A 14,406-nucleotide genomic window follows, 5' to 3' on the forward strand; every position below is an offset into this window, starting at 1 on the left:
GAACCGCCGCGAATGCGTCAGTGGATCCAGCATCGCATTCGCGGGTAAACCCGCGCCCACAGGGTTCGCGTAGGCCGCTAGACATCTTTTATCCAGAAAGCACAAACCCCGGTGCGTGGCCGGGGTCTGTGCTGTTACTTCAAGCGAACCTTACAGGGCGGCGATGGCGCTGTTCAGGGTCTGGCTTGGACGCATCACCTTGGCGGTCAGCTCGGCATCAGGCGCGTAGTAGCCACCGATGTCGGCCGGCTTGCCCTGGACGGCGTTGAGCTCGGCGACGATGGTCGCTTCGTTCTCGGTCAGGGTCTTGGCCAGTGGGGCGAAGCGTGCCTGCAGGGCAGCGTCGTCGCTCTGGGCAGCCAGGGCCTGGGCCCAGTACAGGGTCAGGTAGAAGTGGCTGCCGCGGTTGTCGATACCGCCGACCTTGCGCGAAGGCGACTTGTTGGTGTCGAGGAACTTGCCGGTGGCCTGGTCCAGGGTATTGGCCAGCACTTTGGCACGCGGGTTGTCGTAGGTGTTGCCCAGGTGCTCGAGGGAGGCAGCCAGGGCCAGGAATTCACCCAGCGAATCCCAACGCAGGAAGTTCTCTTCGACCAGCTGCTGCACGTGCTTGGGTGCCGAACCGCCGGCGCCGGTCTCGAACAGGCCGCCACCGTTCATCAGCGGCACGATCGACAGCATCTTGGCGCTGGTGCCCAGTTCCATGATCGGGAACAGGTCGGTCAGGTAGTCGCGCAGCACGTTGCCGGTCACCGAGATGGTGTCCTTGCCTTCGCGGATGCGAGCCAGGGAGAACTTGATGGCGTCGACCGGTGCCAGGACGCGGATGTCCAGGCCAGTGGTGTCGTGATCCTTCAGGTACTTCTGTACCTTCTCGATCATCACGCCGTCGTGGGCACGAGCCGGGTCCAGCCAGAACACCGCCGGGGTGTTGCTCAGGCGGGCGCGGTTGACAGCCAGTTTCACCCAATCCTGGATCGGTGCGTCCTTGGTCTGGCACATGCGGAAGATGTCACCGGCTTCGACGTTCTGCTCCAGAACGACGTTGCCCTTGCCATCGACCACGCGTACGACGCCGTCGGTCTTGATCTGGAAGGTCTTGTCGTGGGAACCGTACTCTTCGGCCTTCTGCGCCATCAGGCCAACGTTCGGTACGCTGCCCATGGTGGTCGGATCGAAGGCGCCGTTTTTCTTGCAGTCTTCGATGGTGGCCTGGTAGATGCCGGCGTAGCAGCGGTCCGGAATGATCGCCTTGGCGTCTTGCAGCTCGCCTGCGGCGTTCCACATCTTGCCCGAGTCGCGGATCATCGCTGGCATCGAAGCGTCGACGATGACGTCGCTCGGTACGTGCAGGTTGGTGATGCCCTTGTCGGAGTTGACCATGGCCAGGGCCGGGCGAACGGCGTACAGGGCCTGGATGTCGGCTTCGATCTCGGCCTGCTTGTCGGCTGGCAGGTCCTTGATACGGGCGTACAGGTCGCCGATGCCGTTGTTGGCGTTGAAGCCCACTTCGGCCAGCGCAGCCGCGTGCTTGGTCAGCACGTCGTTGTAGAACTCTTCGACGATGACGCCGAACATGATCGGGTCGGAAACCTTCATCATGGTGGCTTTCAGGTGCACCGAGAGCAGTACGCCAGAAGCCTTGGCATCGGCGATCTGCTCGGCGATGAAGGCTTTCAGGGCCTTGCGGCTCAGGGTGGCGCAGTCGATGACTTCGGCGGCCTTGACGGCGGTTTTCTCTTTCAGGACGGTGGTGGAACCGTCCTTGCCGACCAGTTCGATGCGCAGGCTGTCGTCAGCCTCGATCAGCGCGGCTTTCTCGCTGCCGTAGAAGTCGCCCTGGGTCATGTGGGCAACGTGCGACTTGGAGTCGGCGGCCCAGGCACCCATCTTGTGCGGGTGCTTGCGGGCGTAGTTCTTGACCGACAGCGGTGCACGACGGTCGGAGTTGCCTTCGCGCAGTACCGGGTTCACGGCGCTGCCCTTGATGCGGTCGTAGCGCGCGCGGGACTCTTTCTCTTCGGCGCTGGCCGGCTCGTCGGCGTAGTCGGGGATGTTGAAGCCCTTGGCCTGAAGTTCCTTGATCGCCGCCTTCAGCTGTGGAACCGAAGCGGAGATGTTCGGCAGCTTGATGATGTTGGCTTCAGGGGTGGTGGCCAGCTGGCCCAGTTCCGCCAGGTGATCGCCTACCTGCTTCTCTGCGCCCAGTTGTTCCGGGAACGCCGCGAGGATACGGCCAGCCAGGGAAATGTCGCGGGTTTCGACGGCGATGTCAGCCGAAGCGGTGAAGGCTTCGATGATCGGCAGCAGCGAGTAGGTGGCGAGGGCGGGGGCTTCGTCGGTGAAGGTGTAGATGATCTTGGAACGGGTGGGCATGCGGGTTAACTCTCTATGTGCTGAGCGTACTCGAGTCTCGAGGTGCGCAGGGTAGGCGCTTCGCCCTGGCGACGCCATGAGCGGATGGTCGAGAGGCTGCGAGCGGTGATGGTGGATGCATCAGTCGAGCGTCAAATGCTGGGATGCGGTAACAGCCCAGGCTTTCTGGCCTTTCCTGGCCGAGGGCGAGCCGCATTTTCCAAGGGTTCGCCCCGATGACCCTGCGGTCAGGGCCGGAGTATATCAAACCCTTTGGCCTAATCAGCAAGGCGAAGTGATATCGACGCCTTTATAAGACCAAAGATGTACGGGCAATGTGGCGTGATGCCGCAGGGCGCCGGGGCTGTCCGGCTTGCAGGTCGGCGGATGTGGTTTAGGCTCATTGGATCGCATGATGTCCAACCACACCCGACAGCGGAGTAGTGCAAGCATGGGATACCAGAAAATCAAGGTTCCGACGGATGGCGCCAAGATCACCGTCAATGCAGACCATTCGCTCAACGTTCCCGACAACCCGATCATCCCCTACATCGAGGGCGATGGCATTGGTGTCGATGTCTCTCCGGTCATGATCAAGGTGGTGGATGCCGCCGTGCAGAAGGCCTATGGCGGCAAGCGCAAGATTGCCTGGATGGAGGTGTACGCCGGCGAGAAGGCCACGCAGGTCTATGACCAGGATACCTGGCTGCCCCAGGAGACCCTCGATGCGGTGCGCGACTACGTGGTGTCGATCAAGGGCCCGCTCACCACGCCGGTGGGGGGCGGTATCCGCTCGCTGAACGTCGCCCTGCGCCAGCAGCTGGACCTGTACGTCTGCCTGCGCCCGGTATTGTGGTTCCAGGGCGTGCCCAGCCCGGTGAAGAAGCCTGGTGATGTCGACATGGTGATCTTCCGCGAGAACTCCGAGGATATCTACGCCGGTATCGAGTGGAAGGCTGGCTCGCCCGAGGCGAACAAGGTGATCAAGTTCCTGAAGGAGGAAATGGGCGTCACAAAGATCCGGTTCGACCAGGACTGCGGCATCGGGGTCAAGCCGGTCTCGCGCGAGGGCACCAAGCGCCTGGTGCGCAAGGCCCTGCAGTACGTGGTGGACAACGATCGCGAGTCGCTGACCCTGGTGCACAAGGGCAACATCATGAAATTCACCGAGGGTGCTTTCAAGGACTGGGGTTACGAAGTGGCGAAAGACGAATTCGGCGCCGAGCTGCTCGATGGCGGCCCGTGGATGAAATTCCGCAATCCGAAATCGGGCCGCGAAGTCATCGTCAAGGACGCCATTGCCGACGCCATGCTCCAGCAGATCCTGCTGCGTCCGGCCGAGTATGACGTGATTGCCACGCTCAACCTCAATGGTGACTACCTGTCCGACGCGCTGGCGGCGGAGGTGGGCGGTATCGGTATTGCGCCGGGTGCCAACCTTTCCGATACCGTGGCCATGTTCGAGGCGACCCATGGCACTGCGCCCAAGTATGCCGGGCAGGACAAGGTCAATCCGGGGTCGGTGATCCTGTCTGCCGAAATGATGTTGCGGCACATGGGCTGGACCGAAGCGGCCGACCTGATCATCAAAGGTACCAACGGCGCGATTGCCGCCAAGACCGTGACCTACGACTTCGAGCGCCTGATGGACGGCGCCAGGCTGGTGAGCAGCTCGGGCTTCGGCGATGAGATGATCAAGCACATGTGAGGTAACAAAAAAACCGGCCGTCTCTTCATATTAAAGAGGCGGCCGGTTTTTTCGTATAGGACAGGAGTTGGAGTCAGACCTCGGCAGCCGTGTTCGCCTGCGAGGTGCCTACCGTGGTGCTGGGGCTGGAGATATTGACCGCGTGCAGTCCCTTGGGGCCTTGGACGATGTCGAAGGAAACTGTCTGGCCGGCCTTCAATGTCTTGTAGCCGTCCATCTGGATCGCCGAATAGTGGGCGAACAGGTCGTCTGCCTTGCCCTCTTCGTTGATGAACCCATAGCCCTTGGCATTGTTGAACCACTTGACTTTACCGCTTGCCATCCCTATGTCCCTCTGCAAAGGACTCCATCACTGGAGTATCATCCACTTCATCCGCATACGAACCGTGCGAAAAATCTGGTTGACTGCGCGGATCTTTATAGACCACGGTGGGTTCTTATTGGTTGTAACACCGTTTTGCCGATAGTCAAGGTCATGCGGCGGCCGCTCCTGCGGTGACTGCGCGGTCAATCCATTACCCTAACCTGTCGATATGATGAAATTCTTTCCATGCATGCACTCAGGCAGATTCGACTAACATTCAATCAGGATCATCCGAAGTCCGATGAGGACGACGGTGCAGGTCTGGCAGTGCAGGAAGCCAAGCCGATCCTGCAGGCGCCACCGATGTACAAGGTGGTTTTGTTCAATGATGACTACACGCCGATGGATTTCGTCGTCGAAGTGCTCGAGACGTTCTTCAGTCTGAACCGCGAGCTGGCGACCAAGATCATGCTGACCGTCCATACCGAAGGGCGGGCAGTGTGCGGATTGTTTACCCGCGACATCGCCGAGACCAAGGCCATGCAGGTCAATCAATACGCAAGAGAAAGCCAGCATCCGCTACTCTGTGAAATCGAGAAGGACGGTTAATCGCCGACCACTTGGGTATGAGGTGAAGCTATGTTAAACCGCGAGCTCGAAGTCACCCTCAATCTGGCCTTCAAGGAGGCCCGTTCGAAGCGTCATGAATTCATGACCGTCGAACACCTGTTGCTGGCACTCCTTGACAATGAGGCCGCCGCGACCGTTCTGCGCGCCTGTGGCGCCAATCTCGACAAGCTCAAGCATGACCTGCAGGAGTTCATCGATTCGACCACGCCACTGATTCCCGTCCACGACGAGGACCGCGAAACCCAGCCTACGCTTGGTTTCCAGCGTGTGCTGCAGCGCGCCGTTTTCCACGTGCAAAGCTCCGGCAAGCGTGAAGTGACCGGTGCCAATGTGCTGGTAGCGATCTTCAGCGAACAGGAAAGCCAGGCCGTGTTCCTGCTCAAGCAGCAGAGCGTGGCGCGCATCGATGTGGTCAACTACATCGCCCATGGCATCTCCAAAGTGCCGGGGCACGGTCCGCATGCCGACAGCGACCAGGAAATGCAGGATGAGGAGGGAGGCGAGGCGTCTTCGTCAAGCAACCCGCTGGACGCCTATGCCAGCAACCTCAACGAACTGGCCCGTGCCGGTCGTATCGATCCGCTGGTGGGGCGTGAGCAGGAGGTCGAGCGCGTCGCGCAGATCCTGGCCCGCCGCCGCAAGAACAACCCGCTGCTGGTCGGGGAGGCGGGCGTCGGCAAGACTGCCATCGCCGAAGGCCTGGCCAAGCGCATCGTCGATGGCCAGGTGCCGGACCTGTTGGCGCAGAGCGTGGTCTACTCGCTCGACCTGGGTGCACTGCTGGCCGGCACCAAATACCGCGGCGATTTCGAGAAGCGCTTCAAGGCGCTGCTGGGTGAGCTGCGCAAGCGTCCGCAGGCAATCCTGTTCATCGACGAGATTCACACCATCATTGGTGCCGGTGCGGCATCCGGTGGGGTGATGGATGCGTCCAACCTGCTCAAGCCGTTGCTGTCCTCAGGCGATATCCGCTGCATCGGTTCGACCACCTTCCAGGAATTCCGTGGCATCTTCGAGAAGGACCGCGCCCTGGCGCGGCGTTTCCAGAAGGTCGATGTCAGCGAGCCGTCGGTGGAAGATACCGTTGGTATCCTGCGTGGCCTGAAGGGGCGTTTCGAAAGCCACCACAACATCGAGTACAGCGATGAGGCGCTGCGCGCGGCTGCAGAACTGGCTGCTCGCTACATCAATGACCGCCACATGCCGGACAAGGCCATCGACGTGATCGATGAAGCGGGTGCGTACCAGCGCCTGCAGCCGGAAGCCAGCCGGGTCAAGCGCATCGAGGTGCCGCAGGTCGAGGACATCGTCGCCAAGATCGCGCGGATTCCGCCGAAGCACGTCACCAGTTCCGACAAGGAGCTGCTGCGTAATCTGGAGCGTGACCTCAAGCTGACCGTGTTCGGTCAGGATGCGGCGATCGACTCGCTGTCAACCGCCATCAAACTGTCGCGTGCAGGCCTGAAGGCGCCGGACAAGCCGGTCGGTTCGTTCCTGTTCGCAGGGCCTACCGGTGTCGGCAAGACCGAGGCTGCACGTCAGCTGGCCAAGGCGCTTGGGGTGGAGCTGGTGCGCTTCGACATGTCCGAGTACATGGAGCGGCATACCGTGTCGCGCCTGATCGGTGCGCCGCCCGGCTATGTCGGTTTCGACCAGGGCGGTCTGCTGACCGAGGCGATCACCAAGCAACCGCACTGTGTGCTGCTGCTCGATGAGATCGAGAAGGCCCATCCTGAAGTCTTCAACCTGCTGCTGCAGGTGATGGACCACGGGACGCTGACCGATAACAACGGGCGCAAGGCAGACTTCCGCAACGTGATCCTGATCATGACCACCAACGCGGGTGCCGAAACCGCGGCGCGTGCCTCGATCGGCTTTACCCAGCAGGATCACACGTCCGATGCCATGGAAGTCATCCGCAAGAGCTTCACGCCGGAGTTCCGCAACCGCCTGGACACCATCATCCAGTTCGGCCGCCTGAGTCACGAGACGATCAAGAGTATCGTCGACAAGTTCCTCATCGAGCTGCAGGCCCAGTTGGAAGACAAGCGCGTGTTGCTGGAGGTCAGCGACGAGGCGCGCGGCTGGCTGGCAGTCAAGGGCTACGACGTGCAGATGGGCGCACGCCCGATGGCACGACTCATCCAGGACAAGATCAAGCGGCCGCTGGCCGAGGAGATCCTGTTCGGCGAGCTGTCCGAGCACGGTGGCGTGGTGCATGTCGAGTTGCGTGACGGTGAGCTGGTCTTCGATTTCGAGACCACGGCCGAGGTTGCGTAACAGCGGTGTCGCGCTGTGCCTGTGGGAGCGGCTTTGGTCGCGATCACAGGCACGGCCGGTCTACATTCAAGCAGATACAAAAAAGCCCGGCACATAGGCCGGGCTTTTTCATGGCTGGAGCTTAGCGGGCGCGGTAGGTGATGCGGCCCTTGCTCAGGTCGTATGGCGTCAGTTCGACGCGAACCTTATCGCCAGTGAGAATACGGATGTAGTTCTTGCGCATCTTGCCGGAGATGTGCGCGGTAACGACGTGCCCGTTTTCCAACTCCACGCGGAACATGGTGTTGGGCAGGGTGTCGACGACAGTGCCTTCCATTTCGAAGCTGTCTTCTTTCGACATGCAGTAAAGCCCTCGGTATCCAGTGATGGCCCGACGCACGACTGCACCGGGCAAAAAAAGTGGCGTGGATTATGCCCGAAAACTGTGTTTCAAGCCAATGCTTTCAGTTGAGGCTGACCCAGCGCTGGTTGATCAGCAGTTCGATGGGGCGATACTGGGTCTTGTAGTTCATCTTCTTGCAGTTCTTGATCCAGTAACCCAGGTAGACAGCCTCGAGATTCTGCCGCAGCGCTTCGGTGATCTGCCAGAGAATGGCAAAGCGCCCCAGGCTGCGACGTTCTTCATCGGGCTCGTAGAAGGTGTAGACCGCCGAAAGGCCGTTGGGCAGCAGGTCGCACACGGCGATCGCCAGCAGGCGGCCTTCGAGGCGGAACTCGTAGAACCAGCAGAATGGCAGGTCGCGTACCAGGAAGGTGGAGAACTGGTCGCGGCTGGGCGGATACATGTCGCCGTCCGAATGGCGCTGTTCGATGTAGCGTCGATACAGGTCGAAGTACTCTTCCTTGAAGGCTGGGCGCGCAGCGGTGACGGTGACGTCGGCGTTGCGTTTGAGGATGCGCCGCTGCTGGCGGTTGGGGATGAAGCGTGCCGCGGGGATGCGTGCCGGCACGCAGGCATTGCAATTCTGGCAGTGCGGGCGATAGAGATGATCGCCGCTGCGACGAAAACCCATTTCAGAAAGGTCGGCGTACACATGGACGTCCATCGGCTGGCTGGGGTCCAGGAACAGCGTGGTCGCCTGCTCCTCCGGCAGATAGCTGCAGGAGTGAGGTTGAGTGGCATAGAACTTCAACCGCGCCAACTCTGTCATGATCGACCCCTCGGCAAGACGTTGTCTTAAGTGTATGCCAGCAATGGGAACTCGCCTAGCGAACCCAGGTTGCCTTGCTGGGCTCGTCGAGGTGGTGCGCGAGATAACCGGCGAACTCGGCGCGGCTGATGGCGCGAGCACCGAGGCTGTGCAAATGATTGGTCGGCATCTGGCAGTCGATCAGGGCAAAGCCGGCCTGGCGCAGGTGCTCGACCAGGGTCGCGAAGCCCACCTTCGAAGCGTTGTCGGCACGGCTGAACATGGACTCTCCGAAGAACAGCTGGCCCATGGCCAAGCCATACAGGCCACCGACCAGCTCGCCATCCTGGCGCACCTCCACCGAATGGGCGATGCCGCGTCGATGCAGTTCACAGTACGCGGCCTGCATGCTGTCGGTGATCCAGGTACCGTCGGCGTAGTCGCGCGGTGCGGCGCAAGCGGCGATGACCCGTTCGAAGTCGCTGTCGAAGCTGACCTGGTAGCGGCCCTGGCGCAGGAGCTTGGCCAGTGAGCGCGAAACGTGCAACTCGTCCGGGAAGAGTACGGTGCGCGGGTCCGGTGACCACCAGAGGATGGGTTGGCCGTCCTGGTACCAGGGAAAGCAGCCATGACGATAGGCCTGGATCAGGCGCTCCGGCGTCAGGTCGCCACCGGCGGCGAGCAGGCCGTTGGGCTCGTTCAGGGCTTTTTCCAGGGGCGGGAAGGTCAGCGAGTCGCGGGTCAGCCAGGTGAGCATGGTCTTTCGGCGGTAGGGGACGGGAGAGGGCAGCATGGCGGCTGAAAGAAACGTGGTCAACGTCTGGCCTTGTGCTGCCCGAGGGGCTGCCAGCGAATGGGATTGGTTCCTGCCCGCCATTGGTGGTTTTAGCACAGCGTATACGGCGCTTTCCTACGCATTAATGAGCCATCCGGCACCAACCCGGACATTTGCTGTCATACCTGTGCAAAAATACAGCATAAGCCTTTGTCACAGAACAAAATGCATGCTCAAATTGCACCCATGGAAATCGGCCCTCCGTTCATGTGCCATGCGGCGTGCCGCCATGGCGGCAGGCGGGCAGTAATGATAAAAGTAGTGGTTCGTCGGCCAGTCATCGGCTCGATCACTATTTAACGCGCAGCGAGCGCAGGAATAGACGCGTTTTGAAGAAATCCACCGCAACCCCGACCCCTTTGCCCGTGCCATTGTGGCGCCAGCAGTTGCATTATCGCCTCAAGGAAGGCGCGCTGATCGCCGTCGGTGCCCTGTGCCTGTACCTGTGGATGGCGCTGCTGACCTACGACACGTCCGATCCGAGCTTCAGCCACACCAGCAACGTCGACCAGGTGCAGAATGCTGCCGGGCGCGCCGGAGCCTTCTTCGCCGACATCCTGTTCATGGTGCTCGGCTACTTCGCCTACATTTTCCCGTTGCTGCTGGCAATCAAGACCTGGCAGATCTTCCGCGAGCGCCATCAGCCCTGGCAATGGAGCGGCTGGTTGTTCTCCTGGCGCTTGATCGGCCTGGTGTTCCTGGTGCTGTCGGGCGCGGCGCTGGCGCATATCCATTTCCACCCCACCGCGAGCATGCCGTTCTCCGCAGGCGGTGCCCTGGGTGAAAGCCTGGGTGACCTGGCGCGCAACCTGCTGAACGTGCAGGGCAGCACGCTGATGTTCATCGCCCTGTTCCTGTTCGGCCTGACCGTGTTCACCGATCTGTCCTGGTTCAAGGTGATGGATGTCACCGGCAAGATCACCCTCGATCTGTTCGAACTGGTGCAGGGCGCAGCCACTCGCTGGTGGGAGGCGCGCAACGAGCGCAAGCGCCTGGTGGCGCAACTGCGCGAGGTAGATGACCAGGTAGATGAGGTGGTTGCTCCTGTGGTCGCGGACAAACGCGAGCAGATCAAGGCCCGCGAGCGCATCATCGAGCGCGACGAGGCACTCACCAAGCACGTGGCCCAGCGCGAGCAACAGCCGGCCCCGGTGATCAACATCCCCGCGCCGCCGCCCAAGGCTGCCGAACCGAGCAAGCGGGTGATGAAGGAGAAGCAGGCGCCGCTGTTCGTCGACAGCGCCGTCGAAGGCACGCTGCCGTCGATCTCCATTCTCGACCCGGCCGAGCAGAAGAAGATCGAGTATTCGCCCGAGTCGCTGGCTGGCGTCGGTCACCTGCTGGAAATCAAGCTGAAGGAATTCGGTGTCGAGGTGTCGGTGGACTCCATCCATCCGGGCCCGGTGATTACCCGTTACGAAATCCAGCCGGCTGCAGGTGTCAAGGTCAGCCGCATCGCCAACCTGGCGAAGGACCTGGCGCGTTCACTGGCAGTGACCAGCGTGCGGGTGGTCGAGGTGATCCCCGGCAAGACTACCGTGGGTATCGAAATCCCCAACGAGAACCGCCAGATGGTGCGTTTCTCCGAAGTGCTGTCGACCCCGCAGTACGACGAGCAGAAGTCGCCGGTCACCCTCGCGCTGGGGCATGACATCGGCGGCAAGCCAGTGATCACCGACCTTGCCAAGATGCCGCACCTGCTGGTGGCCGGTACCACCGGTTCCGGTAAATCGGTGGGTGTGAACGCGATGATCCTTTCGATCCTGTTCAAGTCCGGCCCTGAAGATGCGCGGCTGATCATGATCGACCCGAAGATGCTCGAACTGTCGATCTACGAAGGCATTCCGCACCTGCTGTGCCCGGTGGTCACCGACATGAAGGACGCCGCCAACGCCCTGCGCTGGAGCGTCGCCGAGATGGAGCGCCGCTACAAGCTGATGGCTGCCATGGGCGTGCGTAACCTGGCGGGCTTCAACCGCAAGATCAAGGACGCCCAGGAAGCGGGTGAGGTCATCCACGATCCGCTGTACCGTCGCGAGAGCATGGAAGACGAGCCGCCGACGCTCAAGACCCTGCCGACCATCGTGGTGGTTGTCGATGAATTCGCCGACATGATGATGATCGTCGGCAAGAAGGTCGAAGAGCTGATCGCGCGGATCGCCCAGAAGGCGCGGGCGGCCGGTATCCACCTGATCCTTGCCACCCAGCGTCCGTCGGTCGATGTGATCACCGGCCTGATCAAGGCCAACATCCCGACCCGCATGGCGTTCCAGGTGTCGAGCAAGATCGACTCGCGGACCATCATCGACCAGGGCGGTGCCGAGCAGCTGCTCGGTCATGGTGACATGCTCTACATGCCGCCGGGTACCAGCCTACCGATCCGTGTTCATGGTGCCTTCGTGTCCGACGATGAAGTGCATCGCGTGGTCGAGGCGTGGAAGCTGCGTGGCGCACCGGACTACAACGACGACATCCTCAACGGTGTCGAAGAGGCCGGCAGCGGCTTCGAAGGTGGCGGCGGTGGTGGCGATGGTGACGATGCGGAAACCGACGCCCTGTACGACGAAGCGGTGCAGTTCGTACTCGAGAGCCGCCGGGCGTCGATCTCTGCGGTACAGCGCAAGCTCAAGATCGGCTACAACCGCGCCGCGCGGATGATCGAGGCGATGGAGATGGCCGGCGTAGTCACCCCGATGAACAGCAACGGCTCGCGGGAAGTGATTGCCCCGGGTGGCCCGCGCGATTGATGATCACTTTGCCGGGCGCCAACGACGGCGTTCGGCCTATTCACTGCTCAATGAGGATTCCCATGCGCGCGATTCGCATGCTGTTGGTTTCTGCCCTGACCCTGGGCTCGGTTACGGCTCATGCCGGTGAGCAAGACGTACAGCGCCTGACCCAATTGCTGGAAAAGTCCCAGACCATCGAGGCCAACTTCTCCCAGCTGACCCTGGATGCCAGCGGCACCAGCTTGCAGGAAACGACCGGCAAGATGACGGTCAAGCGTCCGGGGCTGTTCTACTGGCACACCGATGCTCCGCAGGAGCAGGTGGTGGTGTCCGATGGGCAAAAAGTCACCCTGTGGGACCCGGACCTGGAACAGGCCACGGTCAAGAAGCTTGACGTGCGTTTGAGCCAGACCCCGGCGCTGCTGCTGTCCGGCGATGTCTCCAAGATCAGCCAAAGCTTCGACATCGCGTCGAAGGAGCAGGGGGAGGTCATGGACTTCACCCTCAAGCCCAAGACCAAGGACACGCTGTTCGACTCCCTGCGCATCTCGTTCCGCAAAGGGCTGATCAATGACATGCAACTGATCGACAGCGTCGGTCAGCGCACCAACATCCTGTTCAACGGGGTCAAGGCCAACCAGGCTGTCCCGGCGAGCACGTTCCAGTTCAAGATCCCGGAAGGCGCCGACGTCATCCAGGAGTAACGCGAGGCATCATGGACCTGTTTCGAAGCGAACCTGTTGCTCAGCCCCTGGCTGCTCGCCTGCGTCCGTCCAACCTGGACGAGTACGTGGGCCAGGAGCACCTGCTGGCGCGCGGCAAGCCGCTGCGTGAAGCGCTGGAGCAGGGTGCGCTGCACTCGATGATCTTCTGGGGGCCGCCGGGGGTTGGCAAAACGACGCTGGCCCGGCTGCTTGCGCAGTTTTGCGATGCACATTTCGAGACGGTCTCGGCGGTGCTGGCGGGGGTCAAGGAAATCCGCCAGGCCGTCGAGGTGGCCAAGCAGCAGGCCGGCCAGTATGGTCGGCGTACCATCCTGTTCGTGGATGAAGTGCACCGCTTCAACAAGTCCCAGCAGGATGCCTTTCTACCCTACGTCGAAGACGGCACCTTGCTGTTCATCGGCGCCACCACCGAAAACCCTTCGTTCGAACTGAACAACGCCTTGCTGTCGCGGGCCCGGGTCTATGTGCTCAAGAGCCTGGACGAAGCGGCCCTGCGCAAGTTGGTCAACCGTGCGCTGACCGAAGAACGTGGGCTGGGCAAGCGCAACCTGCGGGTCGGCGATGAGGCGTTCAAAATGCTCATGGCTGCCGCCGATGGCGATGGTCGGCGCATGCTCAACTTCCTCGAGAACGCTTCCGACCTTGCCGAGGATGGCAGCGAAATCGACGTGCAGATGCTGCAAAGCCTGCTTGGCGACAGCCGCCGCCGCTTCGACAAGGGTGGCGAGGCGTTCTATGACCAGATATCAGCGCTGCACAAGTCGGTGCGCGGCTCCAATCCTGACGGTGCGCTGTACTGGTTCGCGCGCATGCTCGATGGCGGTTGCGATCCTTTGTACATCGCCCGTCGCGTGGTGCGCATGGCCAGCGAGGACATCGGTAACGCCGACCCCCGCGCACTGAGCCTGTGCCTGGCAGCCTGGGATGTCCAGGAACGCCTGGGCAGCCCCGAGGGCGAGCTGGCGGTGGCCCAGGCCATCACTTACCTTGCCTGCGCACCCAAGAGCAACGCCGTCTACATGGGCTTCAAGACCGCCCTGCGCGAGGCCGCCGAGCATGGCTCGCTCGAAGTGCCACTGCACCTGCGCAACGCACCGACCAAGCTGATGAAGCAACTGGGCTATGGCGATGAGTACCGCTACGCCCACGACGAGCCGGATGCCTACGCAGCTGGCGAAGATTACTTCCCCGACGAGCTCGAGCCACGCCCCTATTACCAGCCAGTGCCACGTGGCCTGGAATTGAAGATTGGCGAGAAACTGCGCCACCTTGCCGAACTGGACCGCAACAGCCCCCGTCAACGGAGAAAAACGTGATTGCCCTGATCGCTTCGGTGAGCGCCGCAGGTATTGCTGGCACCTTGCTTCGCTTTGCGGCGGGCAACTGGGTCAATGCCCACTGGCCACGGCACTTCTATCTCGCTACGCTTGCGGTCAATCTGGTGGGCTGCCTGATCATTGGTGTGCTGTACGGCCTGTTTCTCAATAAGCCCGGCGTGCCGATCGAGGTACGTGCGGGGCTGATCGTCGGCTTCGTCGGCGGGTTGACCACCTTTTCATCCTTTTCACTGGATACCGTGCGCCTGCTCGAAAGCGGACAGGCGCCCCTGGCCTTCGGCTATGCCGCCGCCAGCGTGCTGGGCGGGCTGCTCGCCACCTGGGCTGGCCTGGCCCTGACCCGAATCTGAACCAACACCTAAACACAACGAGA

The 14,406-nt window shown here is 61.7% G+C and carries 12 protein-coding genes; 7 read left to right on the forward strand and 5 right to left on the reverse strand.

The features are described from left to right. Positions 1–150: 150 nt before the first annotated feature. The gene (locus tag ACNFHO_RS15350; RefSeq protein WP_054892336.1) at positions 151–2,376 is read right to left on the reverse strand and encodes an NADP-dependent isocitrate dehydrogenase; all 2,226 of its coding nucleotides are present in this window, start codon (positions 2,374–2,376) and stop codon (positions 151–153) included. Positions 2,377–2,806: 430 nt separating this feature from the next. Here ACNFHO_RS15350 and icd point away from each other — a divergent pair, with 430 nt between their 5' ends. Beyond that, positions 2,807–4,063 carry an NADP-dependent isocitrate dehydrogenase gene (gene icd, locus ACNFHO_RS15355; protein WP_054892335.1) on the forward strand — a complete coding sequence of 419 codons (1,257 nt, stop codon included), beginning with the start codon at positions 2,807–2,809 and terminating at the stop codon, positions 4,061–4,063. A 73-nt stretch (positions 4,064–4,136) separates the two neighbouring features. Here icd and cspD read toward each other — a convergent pair whose 3' ends face one another. Then, positions 4,137–4,385 (reverse strand): cold shock domain-containing protein CspD, encoded by a 249-nt coding sequence (gene cspD / locus ACNFHO_RS15360; RefSeq protein ID WP_416766777.1) that lies wholly within the window; start codon positions 4,383–4,385, stop codon positions 4,137–4,139. A gap of 228 nt (positions 4,386–4,613) precedes the next feature. Between cspD and clpS the strand changes: the two genes are divergently transcribed. After that, positions 4,614–4,976, forward strand: coding sequence for an ATP-dependent Clp protease adapter ClpS (gene clpS, locus ACNFHO_RS15365; protein ID WP_054892333.1), 363 nt, complete (start codon positions 4,614–4,616; stop codon positions 4,974–4,976). Between the two features lie 30 nt (positions 4,977–5,006). Further along, entirely contained in the window at positions 5,007–7,277 is a 2,271-nt protein-coding gene (gene clpA / locus ACNFHO_RS15370; RefSeq protein ID WP_054892332.1) for an ATP-dependent Clp protease ATP-binding subunit ClpA, read from the forward strand. Positions 7,278–7,398: 121 nt separating this feature from the next. Here the strand turns inward: clpA and infA are convergent, their stop codons facing one another. From infA to aat, 3 genes are all read right to left on the reverse strand, one after another. Further along, a complete protein-coding gene (gene infA, locus ACNFHO_RS15375) occupies positions 7,399–7,617 on the reverse strand; it encodes a translation initiation factor IF-1 (protein ID WP_002553999.1) in 219 nt (72 codons plus the stop codon). A 103-nt stretch (positions 7,618–7,720) separates the two neighbouring features. Further along, on the reverse strand, positions 7,721–8,428 hold the full coding sequence (locus ACNFHO_RS15380) for an arginyltransferase (RefSeq protein WP_054892331.1): 708 nt from the start codon (positions 8,426–8,428) through the stop codon (positions 7,721–7,723). A 55-nt stretch (positions 8,429–8,483) separates the two neighbouring features. Then, on the reverse strand, positions 8,484–9,164 hold the full coding sequence (gene aat / locus ACNFHO_RS15385) for a leucyl/phenylalanyl-tRNA--protein transferase (RefSeq protein ID WP_063544261.1): 681 nt from the start codon (positions 9,162–9,164) through the stop codon (positions 8,484–8,486). A gap of 407 nt (positions 9,165–9,571) precedes the next feature. Here aat and ftsK point away from each other — a divergent pair, with 407 nt between their 5' ends. From ftsK to crcB, 4 genes are all read left to right on the forward strand, one after another. Beyond that, entirely contained in the window at positions 9,572–11,989 is a 2,418-nt protein-coding gene (gene ftsK / locus ACNFHO_RS15390) for a DNA translocase FtsK (RefSeq protein ID WP_063544263.1), read from the forward strand. A 62-nt stretch (positions 11,990–12,051) separates the two neighbouring features. Next, positions 12,052–12,675, forward strand: a complete 624-nt coding sequence (lolA, locus tag ACNFHO_RS15395; RefSeq protein ID WP_054892328.1) for an outer membrane lipoprotein chaperone LolA — start codon at positions 12,052–12,054, stop codon at positions 12,673–12,675. A gap of 11 nt (positions 12,676–12,686) precedes the next feature. Continuing rightward, on the forward strand, positions 12,687–14,012 hold the full coding sequence (locus tag ACNFHO_RS15400) for a replication-associated recombination protein A (RefSeq protein WP_054892327.1): 1,326 nt from the start codon (positions 12,687–12,689) through the stop codon (positions 14,010–14,012). Next, positions 14,009–14,383: a fluoride efflux transporter CrcB gene (gene crcB / locus ACNFHO_RS15405; protein ID WP_054892326.1), complete on the forward strand. Its 375-nt coding sequence runs from the start codon at positions 14,009–14,011 to the stop codon at positions 14,381–14,383. Before ACNFHO_RS15400 ends, crcB begins: the two co-directional genes overlap by 4 nt. Positions 14,384–14,406: the final 23 nt, after the last annotated feature.

It is taken from the genome of Pseudomonas sp. NY15374, from assembly GCF_048068255.1.
In the GTDB taxonomy this organism is placed as follows: domain Bacteria; phylum Pseudomonadota; class Gammaproteobacteria; order Pseudomonadales; family Pseudomonadaceae; genus Aquipseudomonas; species Aquipseudomonas machongensis.

Coding starts and splice junctions, on each gene's coding strand:
- ACNFHO_RS15350 (WP_054892336.1), bottom strand. CDS start 2,376: ATGCCCACCCGTTCCAAGATCATCTACACCTTCACCGACGAAGCCCCC.
- icd (WP_054892335.1), top strand. CDS start 2,807: ATGGGATACCAGAAAATCAAGGTTCCGACGGATGGCGCCAAGATCACC.
- cspD (WP_416766777.1), bottom strand. CDS start 4,385: ATGGCAAGCGGTAAAGTCAAGTGGTTCAACAATGCCAAGGGCTATGGG.
- clpS (WP_054892333.1), top strand. CDS start 4,614: ATGCATGCACTCAGGCAGATTCGACTAACATTCAATCAGGATCATCCG.
- clpA (WP_054892332.1), top strand. CDS start 5,007: ATGTTAAACCGCGAGCTCGAAGTCACCCTCAATCTGGCCTTCAAGGAG.
- infA (WP_002553999.1), bottom strand. CDS start 7,617: ATGTCGAAAGAAGACAGCTTCGAAATGGAAGGCACTGTCGTCGACACC.
- ACNFHO_RS15380 (WP_054892331.1), bottom strand. CDS start 8,428: ATGACAGAGTTGGCGCGGTTGAAGTTCTATGCCACTCAACCTCACTCC.
- aat (WP_063544261.1), bottom strand. CDS start 9,164: ATGCTCACCTGGCTGACCCGCGACTCGCTGACCTTCCCGCCCCTGGAA.
- lolA (WP_054892328.1), top strand. CDS start 12,052: ATGCGCGCGATTCGCATGCTGTTGGTTTCTGCCCTGACCCTGGGCTCG.
- ACNFHO_RS15400 (WP_054892327.1), top strand. CDS start 12,687: ATGGACCTGTTTCGAAGCGAACCTGTTGCTCAGCCCCTGGCTGCTCGC.